At 35.3% G+C, this 21,639-nt stretch carries 15 protein-coding genes; 9 read left to right on the forward strand and 6 right to left on the reverse strand.

Features of this window, described 5'->3' with window-relative positions; translation table 11 throughout:
* Position 1 precedes the first annotated feature (1 nt).
* A complete protein-coding gene (locus tag EDB96_RS09950; protein ID WP_134140551.1) occupies positions 2-1,615 on the reverse strand; it encodes a SusD/RagB family nutrient-binding outer membrane lipoprotein in 1,614 nt (537 codons plus the stop codon).
* A gap of 10 nt (positions 1,616-1,625) precedes the next feature.
* Positions 1,626-4,706 carry a SusC/RagA family TonB-linked outer membrane protein gene (locus EDB96_RS09955; RefSeq protein WP_134140552.1) on the reverse strand — a complete coding sequence of 1,027 codons (3,081 nt, stop codon included), beginning with the start codon at positions 4,704-4,706 and terminating at the stop codon, positions 1,626-1,628.
* 211 nt (positions 4,707-4,917) lie between these two features.
* Here EDB96_RS09955 and EDB96_RS09960 point away from each other — a divergent pair, with 211 nt between their 5' ends.
* The 3 genes from EDB96_RS09960 (at position 4,918) to EDB96_RS09970 (ending at position 7,299) form a co-directional block, all read left to right on the forward strand.
* Positions 4,918-5,667: a DeoR/GlpR family DNA-binding transcription regulator gene (locus EDB96_RS09960; protein ID WP_057119300.1), complete on the forward strand. Its 750-nt coding sequence runs from the start codon at positions 4,918-4,920 to the stop codon at positions 5,665-5,667.
* A gap of 121 nt (positions 5,668-5,788) precedes the next feature.
* Entirely contained in the window at positions 5,789-6,343 is a 555-nt protein-coding gene (locus EDB96_RS09965) for a LemA family protein (RefSeq protein ID WP_134140554.1), read from the forward strand.
* Positions 6,343-7,299, forward strand: coding sequence for a DUF3137 domain-containing protein (locus EDB96_RS09970; protein WP_057119295.1), 957 nt, complete (start codon positions 6,343-6,345; stop codon positions 7,297-7,299). The genes EDB96_RS09965 and EDB96_RS09970 overlap by 1 nt, the downstream gene beginning before the upstream one ends.
* A 163-nt stretch (positions 7,300-7,462) precedes the next feature.
* Here the strand turns inward: EDB96_RS09970 and EDB96_RS09975 are convergent, their stop codons facing one another.
* On the reverse strand, positions 7,463-8,275 hold the full coding sequence (locus EDB96_RS09975; RefSeq protein ID WP_134140555.1) for a mechanosensitive ion channel family protein: 813 nt from the start codon (positions 8,273-8,275) through the stop codon (positions 7,463-7,465).
* A 205-nt stretch (positions 8,276-8,480) separates the two neighbouring features.
* Here EDB96_RS09975 and EDB96_RS09980 point away from each other — a divergent pair, with 205 nt between their 5' ends.
* The gene (locus EDB96_RS09980; RefSeq protein WP_134140556.1) at positions 8,481-11,387 is read left to right on the forward strand and encodes an FAD-binding and (Fe-S)-binding domain-containing protein; all 2,907 of its coding nucleotides are present in this window, start codon (positions 8,481-8,483) and stop codon (positions 11,385-11,387) included.
* A gap of 91 nt (positions 11,388-11,478) precedes the next feature.
* Here EDB96_RS09980 and EDB96_RS09985 read toward each other — a convergent pair whose 3' ends face one another.
* Positions 11,479-12,639, reverse strand: a complete 1,161-nt coding sequence (locus EDB96_RS09985; protein WP_134140557.1) for a Gfo/Idh/MocA family protein — start codon at positions 12,637-12,639, stop codon at positions 11,479-11,481.
* 409 nt (positions 12,640-13,048) lie between these two features.
* Between EDB96_RS09985 and EDB96_RS09990 the strand changes: the two genes are divergently transcribed.
* A complete protein-coding gene (locus EDB96_RS09990; protein WP_134140559.1) occupies positions 13,049-14,983 on the forward strand; it encodes an amino acid permease in 1,935 nt (644 codons plus the stop codon).
* A gap of 167 nt (positions 14,984-15,150) precedes the next feature.
* Here EDB96_RS09990 and EDB96_RS09995 read toward each other — a convergent pair whose 3' ends face one another.
* On the reverse strand, positions 15,151-16,395 hold the full coding sequence (locus EDB96_RS09995; protein ID WP_134140560.1) for an aminotransferase class I/II-fold pyridoxal phosphate-dependent enzyme: 1,245 nt from the start codon (positions 16,393-16,395) through the stop codon (positions 15,151-15,153).
* A gap of 279 nt (positions 16,396-16,674) precedes the next feature.
* On the opposite strand from EDB96_RS09995, the gene EDB96_RS10000 reads away from it, so the two are divergent.
* The 3 genes from EDB96_RS10000 to EDB96_RS10010 all read left to right on the forward strand — a co-directional run bounded on the left by EDB96_RS10000 (position 16,675) and on the right by EDB96_RS10010 (position 19,513).
* Entirely contained in the window at positions 16,675-17,133 is a 459-nt protein-coding gene (locus EDB96_RS10000) for an Lrp/AsnC family transcriptional regulator (protein WP_095931859.1), read from the forward strand.
* A gap of 280 nt (positions 17,134-17,413) precedes the next feature.
* Entirely contained in the window at positions 17,414-18,817 is a 1,404-nt protein-coding gene (gene lpdA, locus EDB96_RS10005) for a dihydrolipoyl dehydrogenase (RefSeq protein ID WP_134140561.1), read from the forward strand.
* A gap of 153 nt (positions 18,818-18,970) precedes the next feature.
* A complete protein-coding gene (locus EDB96_RS10010; RefSeq protein ID WP_134140563.1) occupies positions 18,971-19,513 on the forward strand; it encodes a lipocalin family protein in 543 nt (180 codons plus the stop codon).
* Positions 19,514-19,570: 57 nt separating this feature from the next.
* Here the strand turns inward: EDB96_RS10010 and EDB96_RS10015 are convergent, their stop codons facing one another.
* A complete protein-coding gene (locus EDB96_RS10015) occupies positions 19,571-19,945 on the reverse strand; it encodes a DoxX family membrane protein (protein WP_134140564.1) in 375 nt (124 codons plus the stop codon).
* 301 nt (positions 19,946-20,246) lie between these two features.
* Between EDB96_RS10015 and EDB96_RS10020 the strand changes: the two genes are divergently transcribed.
* The gene (locus tag EDB96_RS10020; protein ID WP_134140566.1) at positions 20,247-21,533 is read left to right on the forward strand and encodes an anthranilate synthase component I family protein; all 1,287 of its coding nucleotides are present in this window, start codon (positions 20,247-20,249) and stop codon (positions 21,531-21,533) included.
* Positions 21,534-21,639 lie beyond the last annotated feature (106 nt).

Here is a 21,639-nt window from a genome sequence, read left to right on the forward strand (position 1 = left end):
ATTACGGTTGAGAAAACCACATTTCTTGTGTGTGATAATCTACTTTATCGGCTCCGATCGCTTTTAAAGCATCAAAATTCCAAACATATTCTGAGTTAAATCTCGGACGAACTCTGTAAGGTAATTTTCCATTATTGTCAACAAATATTCCTCCATTTGGTGTTAAATTCATTGATTTGTAAATGTCAGTATTATAGTGATATTTACGTAAATCTGTCCAAGTTTCTAACATTCCATAACCAAATAAAGCTACATATTTTTGAAGCATAATATGACTGATAGTCAAGTCTGCAGCCGCTGGAACAATATTGACATTCGTTAAAAATGCTGTTTTCTCTGCAGCTGTAATTGTTGAGGTAATAGGGAAAGTTGTGCTTACAACCGTATTTGCATTTACAAAATCAATATTGGCGTCAATTGCTTTTCTGTAAGCATCTAAAGCCATCGCTTTGTCTCCTTTAATGAAGGCTGCTTCAGCTTTAATAAATTGAATTTCAGAATACGTCATCAAAGGAAAATTCGCTTTATCTCTAAAAAGATATCTTCCAGGAGTTGTAATAGTTCCCGCAACATAGGTTCCATAAATATTTGGGATTCTGCTTACGTTGGTTGCAACTGTTGAAGCTGTAGTATTTAAAGGATTTCCATTAAAAGTATATTTACTCGGATCTGGATTTGCAGCAGAAGCCGGAGCAGTTTCAGAAAGACCTACAGATGGCGCTAAAACTCTAGAAATTCTAGGATCTTTTACGTTTCCAAAAAGAGTTCCGTCCATTGTTCGTACTGCAAAATCAGTTTGACGGTACGTATTGAAATTGTTTCTTCCAGGACCGTAAAAATTGATATCGGCAGCTACTGTTCCGTTGTATCGAATTAAAGCATTGTCTGCGTTTGAAGCCAATGATTTATCGCAGTATTCGATAACTTTATCTGGATTGTAAGAAGCTTTATTAATTTGATTATTTAGGTTTCTAGCCAAAACTCCGTACGCAAATTTCACCCATTTAGAGCGGTCGCCGCCGTACATTTTGTCGCCTGAAGCCGTGTAAGTCTGCGAAACATTTCCATCTGTACGATCTAAATCGACTAAACCTTCGTTTAATAAACGAACAACTTCAGCATAAACTTTATCCTGAGAAACATAGTCAAAAGAAAGACGTGAAGTGAAAACCTGATCAAAATCAATTAATTCTGAATGATAATCTGTTGCAACCTGCCAAGACCAAGCTCTGATAACTTTTGAAATTCCAGTAATATCATGACGCTGCTCTGCAACGGCCTTTTCTTGTAATTTGGTTAAGTTTAAACCAATAGCAAAATACGCCATTTTCCAGATTTCACCGCCTGTATCGCTGTTTGCCTGATATCCAAAACGATCCCATTCGCTTCCTACTGCACCAACCGTAGCAATACTGAAATTTTGAATGTATCGTCCTAGACAACGGTTGTCAAATTGCAGTCCAACAGCCATTTGTTGTTCGATTGGCGGTAGTAAAGCTGGAGCAGAAACATCAACAGGAAAACTAGGATTCACGTTTATATCCTCTAAATCATTGCAAGAAATCATTGTGGTTACAAGACCTAATGCGGCTATATATGTTTTTATATTTTTCATGGTCAATTAATTAAAGTCCGATTTTCAATCCTAAGTTTACACCTCTTGGCGTAGAAACTACCCCAAAGTCAAAACCTGTTCCTCCAGCACCTCCAGTCGAAGCATTAGTTCCGTTAACAGAAGGATCTGCTCCAGTGTAATTAGTGATGATGAAAACATCGGTCATTGTTAAATAAAGCGAAAGATTGTTGATGAATGTTTTTTTCAAGATTTCTGAAGGCATTTGATAGCTTAAAGTGATATCTCTCATTCGCAGCCAATTAATGTCTTTTTCAATAAAATCGGCATCGATAGCTCCAGTTCTATAATATTCGTTTTGAACACTTGGTCTTACCGGAATATTATTTTGTGTTGGAGTAGCTGAATTTTCTAAGCCATCTCTTAGCACACCTTTTACAATTCGGGTTTGATCGCGATCTAAAGTTTTAGTAGACAATCCGTTTTGGTATAAATAAAACTCCGTTGCATTGTAAATATCGCCGCCTTTTCTAATGTCTAACAAGAATGATAAACTAAGGTTTTTGTAAGTAAATGTATTTTGTAAACCAAGCATAAAATCTGGATTTCTGTCTCCAACAATTTTAAAGTTTGGATCTTTTAAAGGGAAACCAGTATTGGGATCAATTAAAGGTTCTCCGGCATTATTTCTTAAATAATCATTTCCAGTTAAAGTTGTTAACGGATTTCCAACGGTTACCCCGCCGCGAACATTTCCGTAAAGCCAAGTATCTGAAACATAATATTCAGAAACTACAGAAGGAAGATTTAATAATTCTGAACGCGTTTTGCTGAAGTTCGCACTTACATTCCAAGAAAAATTATCTTTTTGAATTGGACTTCCGCTTAAAGTAATCTCTAAACCTTGGTTTTGTAAATCTCCAAAGTTTGCAGAAGTTACTACGAATCCAGTTCCGTAGCTTAAACGCATATTTTTCAAAATTGGATCGATCGTTTTAGTACTGTAAACAGCAACGTCTAATCCAACGCGGTTTTTAAAGAATTTTAATTCTGTACCAAATTCAAAAGATTTACGGAATTCAGGTTTCAAATTCGGATTCGCACCTGTAACTCCATATGCATAACCTCCATCTGTAGTCAATTGCGGTGTGAAAACCGGCTCTGCAGAATAAGGCGATGGAATATTAGCTGCTTCCGCATACGAAGCTCTTAATTTTCCGTAAGAAAGAATTTCTTTGTCTTTCAATCCGTTTAAGTTTGTGAAAACAAAACTCGTTGAAACAGAAGGATAGAAAAATGGATCAGGTAATACAGAAGTCCAGTCTTCACGTCCAGTCAAAGTCAGATAAACAATTTTATCGTAATCTAAACTCAGCTCAGAAAAGAAACCAATGATTCTGCTTTGGATAATTCTCTCTTGAGATCTTTGCGTTGTAGCATCTGTATTGTTGATAGAGTAGAAGTTAGGATCGAAAAATTTGCTTCCTGTTGTAGATAAAATTTTATAATCATTATCGTTAACCGAATTACCCACCATCAGTTTGGTATTGAATTTTCCGAAAGATTTCTTAGCTGTAACTAATAAAATCGTGTTTAAATTACTCGTATTCGAATAGTAAGATTCGATATAACCACCAGAAGCAATACCCGCAGCAGATTCTGGATGAATGGCTCTGTAACCTTGAGCAGAATTGACATCCCAGCCCACACGGCCAGTTAAGTTTAACCAAGAAGTTGGATCATAGATTAATCCAACATTCGTAATAAAACGATTATTGAAATCCTCCGATAAATTTTTGTTTACCTCCCAATACGGATTATCGGTTTCGTTATCCAAAGCACCGCTGGTGATTTTTCTTCTCGTTCCGTCAGGATTTAGATAAACACTTGCATCATCATTTGCCGGCCAAGTTAATAATGAAAGCAGATAACCTGCATTTGTTACTCCTGGAATCTGTATGGCAGATCCAGCTCCCTTTGCTGCTTTTTGATTGTCTGATTTTGTAAAATTAAAACTAGCTTCTGATCTTAATTTTGAAGATAATTTTGCAGAAGCATTCAAATTAGCAGTTAAACGGCTGTATCCTGTATTTGGCACAACACCTTCCTGATCTAAGTTGGCAATAGACAAACGGTAAGAAGTAGTTTCTGTACCCGCCTCAAATGACAAATTATGATTGGTTGAAACTCCAGTTTTAAAGAAATTTTCAACATTATTATAAAATTTAGTTCCTGGTTCGTAAGCCGTTCCAAATTGTCTTCTGTAATCTGGATTGTTTACACCATCAGAACCTCTTTGATATACTTTTTGAATTTCTGGGAAACGATATAAATTATCAAATCTTGTGTTCGTAGAGTAGGTTAGTCTTCCAACTCCTTTTTTACCTTTTTTAGTTGTAATAACGATCGCACCATTTCCAGCCTGCATTCCGTAAAGCGCTGCCGCCTCAGGTCCTTTTAAGATAACTACAGATTCAATATCGTCTGGGTTAATGTCTGCACCTCTGTTGGTGTAATCCTGCGTTCTGTTTGGAGCATTAGAAATTGTTACACCTTGGTCCATTGTTTCGTTATTCACTGGTAATCCGTCAACTACATACAAAGGAGAGTTGCTCCCGCTAAGCGAATTTACACCTCTTAACTGAATCGCAGCAGAGGCTCCCGGTGCTCCAGAAGTACTCGTTACGGTAAGACCCGCAACACGACCTTGCAAAGCCGTAGCAAAGTTTGGGCGCTGAGTGTCTGCGATTTCTTTTCCTTTTACTTCCTGAACCGCATATCCTAAAGACGATTTGTTTCTAACAATACCCATAGAACCCACAATAGTTACATTGTTCAGCGTTTGAGCACTTTCTGAAATAACAATTTTAAGATTGCTGCCATTTACAATAACTTCTTTGGTATTAAAACCAATGTAAGAAACAAGAAGTACTGCTCCTTGGTTTGCTTTGATCGAAAAGGTTCCATCAACTCCAGTCGAAGTTTGATCTTTGGTTCCCTGTACTAGAATGTTTGCGCCTGGCAATGTGTTACCGCTGCCATCTGTAACGACACCTTTTACTAGATTGTTTTGCGAATAACTGGTTAGTATTCCAAAAATGAAAAGTAAAAGAATTAAATGCTTTTTTTTCATAAGGGTTAATTTATGGTTAGAGATGCGAAATGTATAAAATATTTTTAAAAAATTGCAACTTTATGTCGTATTTTTATTAATCCTATTCAATAATGCATAAAAACGCACAAATAACTTTGAATTAATTGGAATTATGGAAATCGTAAAAAGTTTTATTTTGAGGATTTTCAAAACTGCGATGTTTTTCTAAATTTGTAAAAAAGAAGATCTTATGCTCAAAAAGGAAAGACATCAATTCATTATGAATAAATTTCAACAAGTCGAAAAAATAAATACGATCGACTTAGCTTTAGAATTGAATATTTCTGAGGATACTATTCGCAGGGATTTTATTGAGTTAAATGATAAAGGCTTAATAAATAAGGTGTATGGTGGCGCATTTTTAGCCAAAAACAATCATAAAAATGTTTTCGACATTACTATTATTAATGAGGATAAGAAAATAAGCGTGGCTAAAAAAGCGCTTTCTTTTTTGAATGAAGGTCAAGTGATTATTATGAGCGGAGGAACAACAAATTTGACTCTCTGCAAACTTATTCCGCTAAATTTTACCGCTACGATTTATACCTACAGTCTTCCAATTGCGATGCAGTTATCGCAGCACCCCAATATCGAATTGATTTTTATTGGCGGGAAATTGCAAAAGCAGGCAATGGTAACCGTTGGTATTGATGTGGTTCAGGTGCTCTCCAAAATTAAAGCCGACATTTGTTTTATGGGTGTCAGCAGTATCGATGTAAATCAAGGACTTACCGAAATTGGTTATGAAGTTTCGGTTATTAAAAAAGAGATGATTAGGGCATCAGACAAGGTAATTGCGCTTTTTACCTCTGAAAAAATGAACAGCAAAATGCCACATAAAGTTTGTGATCTTGATAAACTTTACGCCGTTGTAACAGACCTAAATGTTGCAAGTCCGAAAATAAAGAATTTTGTAGATTCTGGAATTAAAGTATTGTAGAATTATTTAAAAATGCATTTTTATGCGTTTTTAAAAAAATGTGGTATATCCTACAAATAAAGTATAAAACTTATTTGCTTTTCTATATATTTGCCTTCAAACCAATTAAATTTTTTAAGTTATGATTATAGTTATAATCCTTGTTGTTTTTTTAGCAGTTGGCGTATTTATTTATAATTCTCTTATCGAAAGAAGAAATCAGGTTACTAATGCTTTTTCGGCAATTGATGTCATGCTTAAAAAACGTTTTGATTTGATTCCCAATCTTGTTGAGATTGTTAAACAATACACCAATTACGAACAAAGTACATTAACTAAAATCGTAGAACTTCGCGCAAAAGCAGGTTCAGGTTCACTTACAGAAACCGAAAAAGCAAGTTTAGATACGGAATTAAGTACAGCTGTAAAAGGTTTAATGGTTACCGTTGAAAACTACCCAGACTTAAAAGCCAATACTAATTTCCTGAATTTACAATCGACTTGGACAGAAAGTGAAGAACAAATCGCAGCTGCGAGAAGAACTTATAATGCTTCGGTTACTAGTTACAATAATGCTATTATGATGTTCCCAGGCAATATGTTTGCGGGAATGCTCAATTATACTAAAATTGATGTTCTGGAAACACCAGCAGAAGAGCGTAAAAACATTAGTGCAAAAGAGCTTTTTAATAATTAATGGATTCAGAAAATACTACTTATAAAGCTTTACAGGAGGTTTTAAATACATTAGAAATTGACCGAAAAAAAATAGCAGAAACCTATAGAACCTGCTATATCTTGTTTGGTCTTGCTGCATTAATTTTAGCTATTGGTTTATTAATTAGGTTTCCAATGTTAGCCTTTTTTGGAGCTTTAGTTCCTCTGGTTATTGGTGTTGTAATGTATTTTCAAATACAAGATGAAGTCAAAAAATACAAATTTGTTTATAAAACCAATGTTGTTTCATCAGCATTAAAAGAGATTAATGAAACTTTTTCGATTACGCCTCAAAGCGGACTTCCCGAATATGAGTTTATAAGCTCTGAACTTTTTACAACCGAACCAGATCGTTATAAGACCCAAGATTTAATAAGCGGAACTGCCGATAAAACTGCTTTTTGGTTTGCCGAAGTTCACGCTGAATATAAAACCGAAACCCACACCAAAAACGGAACGAAAACAACTTGGCATACAATTTTTAAAGGAATTATTTTCGTAGCCGATTTCAATAAAAACTTTGAAGTGTCGACGGTCGTGCGTCCAAAAGGTGTTGGAGATGCTATTGGTGCGTGGTTTTCTAAAAACGTTTTTAGCTTTGGAAACAGTGAGTTAGTGCATTTAGAAAATACCATTTTTGATGAGATTTTTGTTACCTATTCTAGAAATCAAATTGAGGCGAGATATATTTTAACTCCAGCCATGATGGAAAGAATTTTAGAATTAAACAAAAAATCAGAAGATACTATTTCGCTCTCATTTATAGATTCGAAAATGTATATTGCTTTTCCGCTGTCTCATAACTACTTTGAAGCGCCTATCCATTCTTCGCTATTAGTTCCTAATTTACTTACTGATGATCTTTCGATAGTTCAGTTTATGCAGGATATTGTTCATGAACTGGATTTGAATACTAGGATTTGGGGGAAGGGGTAAGAATCTTATTGCGAAGATATCTTTTTATTTAAATTCCAATTTTTTAAATCCCAAATTCCAAAAAAATGGAAGTTTAACTTGTCATAATCCTTCGACTACGCTCAGGCTGACAATTGTGTTTGGAAGAAATCTCTGAACCTTTGCCACTTTGGACCTCTGCACTTTACTTCAACACAAACTCATTTTCTTTTAACTTTTTCAAGACTGCAGCAATAATTTTAGAACGGCATTCTGAATTTTCTGTTGTTGATGCAGTTTTCACCCAATACCGTATATTAAGCTGAATAACACCTGCAGCAGCGACATCAGTAATTACGGCTGCGTTTTCGTGGTCTTTTTCGGTGACGTCTTCGCTGTTTCCAAGAACTTCTTTTACGAGTTCGATAGCACGTGTGTAATCAGAACCGTATTCGAGTCCGACTGTGAAAGTCTGGAGCAGAAAACCTTCGCTGTTGTAGTTAATGAGCGTGTTTTTTATTAAAAGTGCGTTTGGAATATAAATGATTTTCGAGTCGCTTTTTACTTCCGTATCGCGCAGGTTGAGGTTAATTACTTCGCCTTTAACGCCATTACTTTCAATAATATCTCCAATATTAAAAGGTCTTTTAAAAGCCAGCAGAATTCCCGCAAGGAAATTTTCGCCAATATCTTTAAGCGCAAAACCAATTACAAAAGCAGAGATTCCGGCACCGGCCAGCATGCTTTGAGCGATTCCGTCAAGACCGATAATTCGGAACATAATAAGAATCCCGATAATAATAAGAACAGACTTAATTAAACGAGCGATAAAAGTTGCCAGAAGACGATCGTGCATTCTGACTTTTAGTCGGTTGCCTGCAAAAATTCCGACACGGCTTGCAATAAACCATGAAACCAAAATGACCAGAACTGCCAGAATAAATTTTGGCGTAAGATCGACAATGCTATAATAATATCCTTCTAAATGTTTGACAACGTCTTGCAGAAAGTCTTCCATAATAAATAAGTAATTGGCATAAAAAAGTTAAATTCTAAAAGTAGAGATTTAGAAAGTGGAACACTTTACAGGATTCTCTTAGAATTTTATAAAATCTAATGGAGGAATCAGATAAAATCACAAATTATATCAATTTAATCTGCTATATTTTTATATTTGCTGTCTGAGTTTTTTCAGAACTATTTTATCAAAAAGCACCACTTACATGTTGACCCAATCTCATTTAGAGCAATTAGCCGATACTCTCGAAGGCAAACTTTTATACGATGATCTTCATAAAACACTTTATTCTACAGATGCATCAGTGTATCGGATTCGGCCAAATGCAGTGGCTGTGCCTAAGACGGTAGAAGATATCAGCAAATTAATTCGCTTCGCAGCACAACATAATATTTCGATTACGCCAAGAACTGCTGGAACTTCACTGGCCGGACAAGCGGTAGGGGACGGACTTGTGGTGGATGTTTCGAAAAATTTCACCAAAATTATTTCGTACAATGCCGAAAAGAAAACCGTTACGGTACAGCCTGGTGTTATTCGAGATGAACTGAATTTATTCTTGAAACCTCACGGGGTATTTTTCGCGCCAATTACATCAACCTCAAACCGCGCTATGATTGGCGGAATGGTTGGAAATAATTCATCTGGAACAACTTCGATTCGGTATGGTGTTACGCGCGATAAGATTGTTGAGGTTAAAGCAATTTTGAGCGACGGTTCTGAAGTAGCTTTTGGCGAACTGACTTCGGCGGAATTTATGGAGAAAACCAAAGGAGATTCTTTAGAAAATAAAATCTACAAACGACTTTACGATGAACTTTCGGAAAAGGAAAATCAGGAAGAGATTATAAAAGAGTTTCCGAAACCAGAAATTCACAGAAGAAATACAGGTTATGCCGTTGATATCCTATTAAGATCCGATTTATTTGGAGGAACAGAACCTACAATTAATGTTGGAAAATTACTTTGCGGAAGCGAGGGGACTCTGGCCTTTACAACAGAAATCACTTTGAAAGTTGACGATTTACCACCTGTACATAATATTATGGTGGTTGGACATTACCATACGATTCAGGAATCTTTAGAATCTGTGGTGGTGGCAATGAAACATCATTTGTACACTTGTGAAATGATCGACGATACCATTTTGGATTGTACAAAAACCAATCGCGAACATATAAAAAATCGTTTCTTTTTGGTAGGTGAACCAAAAGCTATCATGTTGTTTGAAGTGGCTTCTCATTCTCTAGAAGATGCCGAAAGACAAGCTAATGATTTAATAGCCGATTTAGAAAAACATAATTTTGGTTACGCCCGCGTAAAGATTTACGGTCCAGATATTGATAAAGCTAACGAACTGAGAAAAGCCGGTCTTGGACTTTTGGGAAGTATTGTTGGTGACAATAAAGCAGCCGATTCTATTGAAGATACAGCAGTTGAATTAAGTGATTTACCAGCGTATATTGCGGAGTTTTCGGCGATGATGCTGAGCCACGGACAAGAAGCGATTTATTATGCGCATGCGGGTGCAGGCGAACTGCATTTGCGTCCGGTTTTGAATTTGAAAAAAACGGAAGATTTAAAATTATTCAGAACTATTGCAACCGATGTGGCGCATTTGGTAAAAAAATATAGAGGTTCATTGAGCGGTGAACATGGTGACGGAATTGTGCGAGGGGAGTTTATTCCGTTTATGATTGGCGAGAAAAACTACGAATTGCTGAAAAGAATCAAATTGGCATTTGACCCGAATTCGGTTTTTAATATCGGAAAGATTGTCAACGCCTTGAAAATGGACGAAAATCATCGTGTAATTTCAGGAAGAGTAGAGCCGGATATTAAAACCTTTCAGGATTTCTCAGACAGTTTAGGAATTCTTCGTGCAGCCGAAAAATGCAACGGTTCCGGCGATTGCAGGAAAATGCCATCGGCGGGAGGAGCGATGTGTCCGAGTTATCGCGCGACCAGAAATGAAAAAGAAACGACGCGCGCCAGAGCAAATGCTTTAAGAGAATATTTGACATATTCTGAAAAAGAAAACAAATTTGACCAGAAAGAATTATACGAAGTTTTTGAGTTGTGTGTGAGTTGTAAAGCCTGCGCAAGCGAATGTCCGAGTAACGTGGATGTCGCAACGCTAAAAGCCGAATTTTTATACCAATATCAAAAAGCAAACGGATTTTCGACCCGAAGTAAAATTTTTGCCAACAATGCAAAATTGAACAAAATGGGAAGTTTGTTTCCATCGATTACTAATTTTATTTCGAATCAGTCGCTTGTTAAAAAGTCAATGGGAATTGCGCCAGAAAGACAAGTTCCGCTTTTGGCGAAAAAGACTTTCAGAAAATGGTATGAAAATAACAAGCCTGCAGCCAGTGATTTTCCAAACGGAAAATTGTATTTGTTTGTCGACGAATTCACCAATTATTATGATGTAACTATCGGGATCGACGCTTTTGAATTATTAACGAAATTAGGATATCAGGTTTTAATCGCAGATCACGAAGAAAGCGGCAGAACGTATTTATCGAAAGGATTTTTGGAAGAAGCCAAAAAAATCACCGATATCAATATCAATATCTTCAAAGATTTAATTTCAAGTAATGCGCCGTTAATCGGGATCGAACCTTCGGCAATTTTAACTTTTAGAGATGAATATCTGCGATTGGCATCGGACAAAGAAAATGCAGAGAGAATTTCGCAAAATGCTTTTACTATTGAAGAATTCTTTAAAAAAGAAATCATCGACGGGAAAATAACTCCAGATTCATTTTCTGAAGAAACTAAAGAAATCAAAATTCACGGACATTGCCATCAAAAATCGTTGAGTTCTGTTGAAGCAACTTTCGCGATGCTGAATCTTCCTAAAAATAATACTGTTACGATTTATAATTCAGGCTGCTGCGGAATGGCAGGTTCTTTTGGATATGAAAAAGAACATTACAAAGTAAGTATGCAAATGGGAGAGGATACTCTTTTCCCAAAAGTTAGAAATACTGCTTCAAACGTAAAAATCGCCGCTGCGGGAACGAGCTGTCGTCATCAAATTTATGATGGAACAAAACGTGAAGCGCAGCATCCTGTTTCGATTTTGAGAAGTTGCTTAAAATAAGTTTGACCGAAAAGTTCGCAAAGTTTTTATAAAAGATAATTCGTGAATTCGTGGCTATTTTTTCCGCCACGAATTCACGAATTGAAATAAACTATTTTAATGAAATTTTCTTGCCGGTTTCTGCTGCTTTATAAATCGCATTAATAATTTTCATGTCTTTCATTCCTTCTTCTCCAGTAATATGATTGGGTAGTTTTTTGTTTGCTAAAATCACTTTACAAATTTCATCCATTTGGGTTTGCTGTTGGTTTATCACAGGAAAATTAAATGCTTTTCCATCAGATCTTTTACCTACAAAAGGTCCATAGCTCACAGCAGGACTCATTTCAAATGTGCCTTCATCTGCGGAAGCGAAAAATCTATCAATACCAAAACCATATGAACTGCTGCAATTAGCCACAGCACCACTTGGAAATTCCATTTGCCAGGTAATATTTTCTTCCACCTGAGCAAACATATTTTTATTATTTACAGTTCCAAATTGTGCCGTTACAGCAATTGGTTCTTCGCCTAATACATAACGCGAAACCTGAATACAATAAACGCCTAAATTGATTAAAGTACCGCCTCCAGCTAGTTTTTTATTCAATCTCCATTGGTTACGGGCATTTAAATCTACAGGTGAATTAATATCACGAAAATCATACGTGCTGTAACCAAGAGAGGCTTCAATAAAACGAACCTGACCCAAAACTTTTTCCTGCCCAAGTCGCTTTACTTCCAGATGATTAGGTTCATAATGCAGACGATAACCCATTGCGAGTTGTACATTGTTTTCATTACAGGCTTTAATCATTTCTTGGCAGTCTTCGATAGTAATTGCCATCGGTTTTTCGACAATAACATGTTTTCCAGCTTTTGCTGCCCTAACGGTAAGTTCTTTGTGCAGTGAATTGGCAGTTACGACATAAACTAAATCAATATCTTTGTTTTTTACGATGGAATCGAAATTCTCATAATTGTAAATGTTCTTCTCTGGTATATTATATTTCTTTTTCCAATTTTCGGCTTTAGCAGGTGTTCCTGTCACGATTCCCGCAAGCTGGCAGTATTCAGAAACTTGAAGACCTTCCGCCAGAAGTGAAGCGTAATTTCCCAAGCCGCAAAGCGCAATATTTAGTTTTTTTCCAGTATAAGGCATTTTATTTGTTTGCGGCGCAGATAAAAAAGAAGGAAGAGCTGTCATCACAACAGACGCGCCAACGCCAATTCCAAATTTATTCACAAACGATCTTCTTGAAATTTTTTCCATATAATTTATCTTTTAAGTTAAATAGCAATTTATTAGTAAGCTGTTTTTGATAAATGTTACATTTGTGTTTGATGTTATTGACTTAGGATGTTTTTGTTTCCCGCAGATTCCACAGATCTAGCAGATTAATTTTAATGAATAAATTTAGATAAAACGATTCTTTTTGTTTCACGCAGATTTGGCAGATTTTAGCAGATTTACTTTTAAGTTTATAAAAAATAAAATCTGCGTAAATCATTTAATCTGTGGCAAAAAAATAATTCGAGAAAATTCGAGAAATTCGTGGCAAAAAAACACCCTCAAAAAACAAAATCGTTTTATATATTTGAAATCAGGATAATTTTTGCATTATTTGCAAAATAAAACCATAAAGTCCGAAGTAAATTAATTTTATAATAGCAAAACATATATGGCATTTTCAAGTTTATTCCGAAAGAAAACAGTACAGGATATTCTGAAGCAAGTTGCTCAGAACGAATCAGATGGTCATAATGCATTAGGAAAACATTTGACGACCAAAGATTTGACTGCATTCGGAATTGCGGCTATTGTTGGGGCAGGGATTTTTAGTACTATCGGAAAAGCCAGTGCAGACGGCGGACCAGCTGTTATTTTCTTGTTTCTATTTACAGCTTTAGCTTGTAGTTTTGCTGCTTTTGCTTACGCGGAATTTGCTTCGATGGTGCCGGTTTCAGGAAGTGCTTATACCTATTCGTATGTTGCTTTTGGAGAATTAATCGCCTGGATAATCGGCTGGGCTTTGATTATGGAATATGCCGTCGGAAATATAACCGTTGCCATATCATGGAGTGATTATTTTACGGGACTGCTCCAGAGCGGCGGTATACATCTTCCGCAATGGATTCAGATGGATTATTTAACGGCATCAAACGGATTTAAAGATGCCGAAGCTTTAATGCGAGGCGGAAAATCATTCGAAAATTTAAGTACAGCTTTACAGCAGGCCCATACAGCTTGGACAACAGCGCCAACAATAGGATCTTTCCATTTTGTTACTGATTTACCGGCGTTATTTATCATTATTTTGATTACTGCCTTAGTTTACAGAGGAATGAAAGAATCTCGTAACGCCAGTAATTTAATGGTTGTTGTTAAACTTTGTGTAGTTCTTCTAGTAATTGCTGTGGGTGTATTTTACGTAGATACAGCAAACTGGGATCCGTTTGCTCCAAATGGAGTTGGCGGGGTTTTAAAAGGTGTTTCTGCTGTTTTCTTTGCTTATATTGGTTTTGATGCGATTTCGACAACTGCCGAAGAATGTAAAAATCCGCAGCGTGATTTACCACGAGGTATGATGTGGGCAATTATCATTTGTACGATTTTATATATCGCTATTGCTTTAGTTTTAACGGGAATGGTAAAATACCACGAACTAAATGTTGGAGATCCTCTTGCATTTGTTTTCGATAAATTAGACCTAAAATGGATGTCGGGAATTATTGCTGTAAGTGCTGTAGTAGCTATGGCAAGCGTTTTATTGGTTTTCCAAATGGGACAGCCTCGTATCTGGATGAGCATGAGCCGTGATGGTTTATTGCCAAAGAAATTTTCTACCGTTCACCCAAAATATAAAACACCATCTTTTGCTACGATTGTTACTGGTTTTGTGGTAGCAGTTCCAGCTTTATTTTTAAACCTTACAATGGTTACTGATTTATGCAGTATCGGAACTTTGTTTGCCTTTGTATTAGTTTGTGCAGGGGTTTTAGTGTTACAAAACAAACCTGAAATTCCAAGAGGAAAATTCAAAACGCCATATGTAAATTCAAAATATATTTTACCAGTTTTAATGATTGCTGGATTGTATTATGCTTTTACGTTCAACAATAAAGCTACAATGGCTTTTATAAATAATGAGGCGCAAACGAATGATGCGACAACAATTATTACTTCTTTAGATAAAGAAGAATCGGCAAAAGTTTTTAATTATTTGGAAAGCATTGACGTTCAAAATAAAACTGCAGAAACATCAGATTTAGAGCATTTGCTAAGTCAATACCAAGACGACGACGCAAAATATGCTGAGGTTGTAAAAGGATTACCAATTAACGATTCTTTAAAATACGAATCAGGATTCAGCTTATTCAAACACAAAATTCCAATGTGGATTTTCTTATTTGTTTTGATTGGATTAGCCGTTTGGGCATTCAGAAAAAATCTATCTTTAATTCCGCTTTTAGGATTAATTTGCTGCCTGTATATGATGGCCGAATTAAGCGTTTGGAACTGGATTTACTTCACCATTTGGTTACTAATCGGATTGTTTATTTACTTTACTTATAGTAGAAAAAATAGTAAACTAAATACTCAAGTTGTGAGTTAGAAGTAAAACGTTATATGTGAAAAGCCGTTCTGAGAATAATTTCAGAACGGCTTTTTTCATATAAAATTCACTCAAATTTTCTCGCGCAGATTGTGCAGGTCTAGCAGATTTTTTTATAGATTTCTACAACAATAAGCATGATCAGCCAAATCTGCGAGAGAGAAATCTTAGTGAACCTCTGTGTAAACTTCTTTACTAATCTCTGGGGAATTCAAAATACCAAGCTCAACCATACAAGCTTTCATCATTTGGTAAGTGCGTTCAATATCATTATCCAATCCAATAGAAAAGCGAATCAAACCGTCTGTTAATCCCATTTCTTTTTGCTCTTCTAACGGAATTTCACTAGAAGTAGAGGTTCCGGGTGCGCTGAATAACGTTTTATAAAAACCTAAGCTTACTGCCAAATATCCAAGGTTTCGTTCCTGCATCAATTCCATTAATTCATTAGCTTTTTCCAAAGTTCCAACATCAATCGTTAGCATTCCTCCAAAACCATATTCGGGATTAATCATCGTTTTATACAATTCATGACTCGGATGGCTTTTCAATCCTGGATAAACCGTTTTTAAGCCATCTTTCTCAAATTGATCGGCAAGAAAATGCGCATTATGACTGTGCTGTTTGATTCGGATGTGAAGCGTGCGAAGATTTTTCATTACAGAAGCCGAACGCAAACTATCCATCGTTGGCCCTAACAGCATACTTGCACCAGAATTTACATTTTTTAGCGAATTAATAAATTCTTTTGATGCACAAGTCACACCTCCGACAGTATCGCTGCTTCCGTTAATGTATTTTGTCAAACTATGAATGACAATATCGGCGCCTAATTTTGCAGGAGAAACAGATAAGGGTGAAAATGTATTATCAACAACCAATTTCAAATTGTACTTTTTGGCTATTTTAGCTAAACCAGCAATATCGGCAACTTCCAGAAGTGGATTACTAACCGTTTCGCAATATAAAACTTTCGTTTTTGATGTAATTGCTGCTTGTACAACGTCCAACTTAGTAATGTCAACAAAGCTTGTTTCAATTCCGAATCTTGGAGTAAAGTTTTTTAGAAAAGCGTATGTTCCGCCATAAATAGTTCGGCTCGAAACAATGTGATCGCCCGCACCGCACAGCTGTAATAGAGTAGGCGTAATCGCACCCATTCCTGAAGCCGATACATTTGCTGTTTCCGTTCCTTCCATTGCCGCCAAAGCCTGATCCAAATACAAATTGCTTGGCGATGAATGACGCGAGTATAAATAACAGCCTTCCATATTGCCTTCAAAAGTATCAAACATCGTTTTGGCCGAAAGAAAAGTATAAGTAGAAGAATCAGAAATCGAAGGATTTACACCTCCAAATTCACCAAAGTACTGCAAATCCTGAATTTTATCTGCTGGGTTAAAGTTTTTCATTATAGTTGGTTTTTGTTTTGTTTCAAGTTTTAGGTTTCAAGTTGAGAGCGAGGAAGCTCGTTTCTAAGAAATTCTATCCAAAATAAGATCTATTTAGAATATTAATCAATCATAAATTGAATAATTAGATTTTAAAACTATAAAAACTTATTTTTAATGATTTTTAATCTAAATTTGGTGTTAAAGATGTAATCCAGTAGATTTTCTTTCTAGTAAAAAAAAAAAGAATAAATATTAATCAGAGGATGAGATTGCTTCGTTCCTCGCAATGACGTAACTATGACTCTAGACGCTACAGATAAAAAACTTCTGGTTTTACTTCAAACCGACAGTAAAAAAACAACCAAAGAGTTATCTTTAAAACTTGATCTTTCTGTTACAGCAGTTTATGAAAGAATTAAAAAATTAGAACGCGAAGGGGTAATTAAAAACTACGTCGCCTTAGTAGATAAATCCAAAATTGAGAAAGGGTTTGTAGTTTTCTGTCATCTAAAACTTATTCAGCATACTAAAGAGTTCCTAACCAAATTCGAAAGCGAAGTCATCAAACTAAACGAAGTTTTAGAATGCCATCATGTAAGCGGTGATTACGATTATATCTTGAAAGTTTTAGTAAAAGATATGGAAGCGTATCGTGAATTTTTGGTTACCAAATTGACTTCGCTTCAACATATTGGCAGTACGCAAAGTATGTTTATGATTAGTGAGGTGAAGAACTCGACGGTAATTTCTTTTTAGGAGGTTCAAAGGTTTTAAAAAAGAGACTAAGATTCTAAGTTACTAAGGTTCTAAGTTTTTTTAATAGCGTCCAACTTTAGCTGACGCAACTAATCTTTATTCTTTAAACTTTGCGACTCTGCGTCTTTGCGAGATTAAAAAACAAAACTTTGCATAATTCTTAGCGTCCTTTGCGGTAAAACCTTCCTCCAAAATTTCACACAAAAAACATTGAGATTTAAACTTTAAACAAAACTTTATTCCTTAAATTTGTGACGCTAAAATTAAAAATAGACAAACTATGAGTTCATTTGACGTAGTCATTATAGGTTCAGGTCCTGGCGGATATGTATCAGCAATTCGTTGCGCACAATTAGGTTTCAAAACTGCCATTATAGAAAAATATAATTCATTAGGCGGAACTTGCCTTAACGTAGGTTGTATTCCTTCAAAAGCATTATTGTCGTCTTCTCATCATTATGCTGAAATTGCTCATTTTGCAGATCACGGAATCGAAGTTTCTGGAGATGTAAAAATCAATTTAGAGAAAATGATCGCGCGCAAACAAGCAGTTGTAGATCAAACCGTAGGTGGAATCAACTACTTAATGGATAAAAATAAAATTACTGTTTTCACTGGTTTAGGTTCTTTCGTAGACGCAACGCATATCGCAATTGCAAAAGCTGACGGGACAACAGAAACTATCGAAGCAAAATATACTGTAATCGCTACAGGTTCAAAACCATCTTCTTTACCATTTATCAAAATTGATAAAGAAAGAATCATCACTTCTACTGAGGCTTTAGCTTTAAAAGAAGTTCCAAAACACTTAGTAATTATTGGTGGAGGAGTTATTGGAATCGAGCTTGGACAAGTTTACTTGCGTTTAGGAGCTCAGGTTTCTGTAGTAGAATTCATGGACAGAATTATTCCTGGAATGGACGGTTCTCTTTCTAAAGAATTGACTAAAGTATTGAAAAAACAAGGAATGAAATTCTACGTTTCTCACAAAGTAAAATCAGTTGAAAGAAACGGCGATGCTGTTGTAGTTCAGGCTGAAAATGCAAAAGGAGAAACAATCACTCTTGAAGGAGATTATTCATTAGTTTCTGTTGGTCGTCGTCCTTACACAGACGGATTAAATGCTGACAAAGCTGGAGTGAAAATTTCAGACAGAGGACAAGTTGAAGTAAACGATCATTTACAGACAAATGTTCCAAATATCTATGCAATTGGTGACGTTGTTCGTGGAGCAATGTTAGCGCATAAAGCGGAAGAAGAAGGAGTAGTAGTTGCTGAAATTTTAGCAGGTCAGAAACCGCATATCGATTACAATTTAATTCCTGGTGTGGTTTACACTTGGCCGGAAGTTGCAGCAGTGGGACAAACTGAAGAGCAATTGAAAGCTGCGGGAGTGAAATATAAATCTGGAAGTTTCCCTTTCAAAGCGTTAGGACGTGCAAGAGCAAGTGCTGACTTAGACGGATTTGTAAAAATCCTTGCTGATGAAAAAACAGATGAGGTTTTAGGAGTTCACATGATTGGTGCCCGTACAGCAGATTTAATTGCTGAAGCGGTTACTGCAATGGAATTCAAAGCTTCTGCTGAAGATATTTCAAGAATGAGTCATGCGCACCCAACTTTCGCGGAAGCGGTAAAAGAAGCAGCATTGGCAGCTACTGAAAATAGAGCTTTACACGTATAATTTGCGTAAATCATATTAACTAAACCGTCAGAGCAATCTGGCGGTTTTTTTATACGTTATTTTAGCTTCTTAATAATATAATAATTCAAAATAATTTTGTAAATTAGATGTGTATTTCAAGTGCTATCTTTATGATTATTAAAAGATAACATTATGAAAAGTAAATATATAGTTCCGATTTTGATTGGAGCAGGAATAGGAATTGCCCTTACATCTTGTGGAGGAGGTATTCCGAAAAAAGCACAAGCTGTAACCAATTTTGACAGCAAAAAGTATCTCGGAAAATGGTATGAAATCGCTAGATTAGATTACAAATGGGAAAGAGATCTGGACAATGTAACTGCTGAGTATTCTTTAAACGAAGATAAAACTATAAAAGTCGATAATAAGGGCTATAATGTCAAAAAAGACAAATGGGAACAAAGTGTCGGGAAAGCTAAATTTGTCAAAAAAGACAATATTGGTATGCTGAAAGTCTCATTTTTTGGTCCTTTTTATTCAGGATACAATGTAGTAGCTATTGATCCTGACTACAAGTATGCACTTGTTGCTGGTGAAAGTTTAAAATACATGTGGATCCTTTCGCGTGAGAAAACTATTCCAGAAAGTATAAAGGCAGACTATTTAATTAAAGCTCAAGAAATTGGATACAAAGTAACCGATCTCATTTGGGTTAAGCATGATAGAACGAATTAAAAAAGAACCCGACAGTTTAAATAGCTGTCGGGTTTTATTTTTAGTTTGAAAAATAATTTATGGTGTGAAAATACTTTTATAATTACCCCAATATCTGTAAATCAAAAATAAATTGGCTAAGAATAATAACACTGCAATTGGCAGGCCTTCTGGAGCAAGAAAATAATTGATAAACAAAATATTTACCGTAATAGGCAGGATCAAAATATTAGCAAGTGTTACATATCGCCCAGTTATAAATGCAATTCCACACAGCAATTCAATTGATTTAGCAAGTGGCATTAAATAAGTTGAAGCCATCAAACCTACATTAAAAGCTTTAAAATTTCCTGTAGTTTCTGGTTCAGGCATTAAATGAAAAAAGTAACTGATAGAGGCAAAAAGTAACAAAAGACCAATTAAAACGCGGACAATAATTGTGGCAATTTTCATAATACTTAGGATTTTTTAAGGTTAAAAAATATAATTAAGTTATTGGAAAAGATACAATCTAAGGTCTCAAAAATTAAAAGCACAAATCATTTTTTGTGGTTCTTTTTTAAGAATTTTACAGTCATACTAATTCAATTTTGGGATTAATCTAAGAGTATATCAAATATAACGAATTTTTTCTTATAAAAAGTAAGTCTTTTTAACACTTTTGCTTTGCTGTTATTATCGTTTCATTATTTCTTTTGCGTTCTAGTAGTAAAGGAATTTTGTCGTAATTTTGAAGTTTAAAATTTACCCATTTTTGAGAGTTTCCATTCATAAAAATATTGCAAATCCAGAACTGTTTAAAGAACAGCTATTAAGTTGGGCGCAGCAGTTTCGCGAAGTTATTTTTTTAGACAGCAACTCCTATCCGCAGCAATATTCTAATTTTGATTGTTTATTGGCGGTAGATGCTTTTACCTCTTTAAAAACGGACTATTACAACGCTTTTGAAGATTTAAAACAATATCAGCAGAATACTAAAGACTGGCTTTTTGGTTATCTTTCTTATGATCTAAAAAATGATATAGAAAATCTTCATTCCCAGAATTTTGACGGATTGAATTTTCCTGATTTGTTTTTCTTTCAACCTAAAAAACTTTTTATACTAAAAGGGAATCAGCTTGAAATTCAATATTTAATGCTTTGTGATGACGAAGTTGAAGAAGATTTTGAAGGAATAGTCGAAAGTCGAAAGTCGAAAGTCGAAAGTGACGAAAAATTGAATATTCAACAACGTATTTCTAAAGAATTATATATTCAGAAAATAAATAAAATGCTCGAACATATTCATATTGGAGATATGTATGAGGCAAATTTTTGTATGGAATTTTACGCTGAAAACGCCCTTATAAAGCCGTTAGAAAAATTTCAAAAGTTGAATGAAATTTCTAAAGCTCCTTTTTCGGTTTTCTTTAAAAATTACAAACACTATCTGCTTTCTGCTTCACCAGAGCGTTATATTAAAAAAGTGGGAGATAAAATTATTTCTCAGCCCATTAAAGGAACTTCTAAGCGATTTTTGGATCCGGTTGAAGATGAAAAGTCAAAAAACATTTTGGTTTCAGATGAAAAAGAACGTGCAGAAAATATCATGATAACCGATTTGGTTCGAAACGATTTGTCGCATACTGCACAGAAAGGTTCGGTTGAGGTTGAAGAGCTTTGCGGGATTTATTCGTTTTTGCAGGTACATCAAATGATTTCTACCATAACTTCAAAATTAGATGCGCAATATTCTGCTGTAGATGTTTTAAAAACAACTTTTCCAATGGGAAGCATGACTGGCGCGCCAAAAATTTCTGTCATGGAAATTATTGAAAATCTGGAAGAAACAAAAAGAGGATTATACAGCGGTGCAATTGGATATTTTACGCCTGAAGGAGATTTTGATTTTAATGTGGTCATTAGAAGTATATTATATAATCAGGAAAATAAATACATTTCTTTTTCGGTTGGAAGTGCCATTACATCACTATCCGATCCTGAAAAAGAATATGAAGAATGTTTATTAAAAGCTAAGGCAATGCACGAAGTTTTACAATAAAGTGAACTTGTCGCGAATTAGCGGAATTTGCAAGAAATTTTTTTGCCATAGTTTATTAAGATTTACACAGATTTAGAATTATTTTAATCTTCTAAGCTGTGGCTTT

The sequence above is a fragment of the Flavobacterium sp. S87F.05.LMB.W.Kidney.N genome (genome assembly GCF_004366435.1).
GTDB lineage: Bacteria > Bacteroidota > Bacteroidia > Flavobacteriales > Flavobacteriaceae > Flavobacterium.

Bases quoted from the DNA above. Each gene is read 5' to 3' on its own strand.
- EDB96_RS10010 (WP_134140563.1), top strand. From the start codon at position 18,971: ATGAAAAGTAAATATATAGTTCCGATTTTGATTGGAGCAGGAATAGGA.
- EDB96_RS09990 (WP_134140559.1), top strand. From the start codon at position 13,049: ATGGCATTTTCAAGTTTATTCCGAAAGAAAACAGTACAGGATATTCTG.
- EDB96_RS09960 (WP_057119300.1), top strand. From the start codon at position 4,918: ATGCTCAAAAAGGAAAGACATCAATTCATTATGAATAAATTTCAACAA.
- lpdA (WP_134140561.1), top strand. From the start codon at position 17,414: ATGAGTTCATTTGACGTAGTCATTATAGGTTCAGGTCCTGGCGGATAT.
- EDB96_RS10015 (WP_134140564.1), bottom strand. From the start codon at position 19,945: ATGAAAATTGCCACAATTATTGTCCGCGTTTTAATTGGTCTTTTGTTA.
- EDB96_RS09985 (WP_134140557.1), bottom strand. From the start codon at position 12,639: ATGGAAAAAATTTCAAGAAGATCGTTTGTGAATAAATTTGGAATTGGC.
- EDB96_RS10000 (WP_095931859.1), top strand. From the start codon at position 16,675: ATGACTCTAGACGCTACAGATAAAAAACTTCTGGTTTTACTTCAAACC.
- EDB96_RS09995 (WP_134140560.1), bottom strand. From the start codon at position 16,395: ATGAAAAACTTTAACCCAGCAGATAAAATTCAGGATTTGCAGTACTTT.
- EDB96_RS09975 (WP_134140555.1), bottom strand. From the start codon at position 8,275: ATGGAAGACTTTCTGCAAGACGTTGTCAAACATTTAGAAGGATATTAT.
- EDB96_RS09980 (WP_134140556.1), top strand. From the start codon at position 8,481: ATGTTGACCCAATCTCATTTAGAGCAATTAGCCGATACTCTCGAAGGC.
- EDB96_RS09950 (WP_134140551.1), bottom strand. From the start codon at position 1,615: ATGAAAAATATAAAAACATATATAGCCGCATTAGGTCTTGTAACCACA.
- EDB96_RS09955 (WP_134140552.1), bottom strand. From the start codon at position 4,706: ATGAAAAAAAAGCATTTAATTCTTTTACTTTTCATTTTTGGAATACTA.
- EDB96_RS09970 (WP_057119295.1), top strand. From the start codon at position 6,343: ATGGATTCAGAAAATACTACTTATAAAGCTTTACAGGAGGTTTTAAAT.
- EDB96_RS09965 (WP_134140554.1), top strand. From the start codon at position 5,789: ATGATTATAGTTATAATCCTTGTTGTTTTTTTAGCAGTTGGCGTATTT.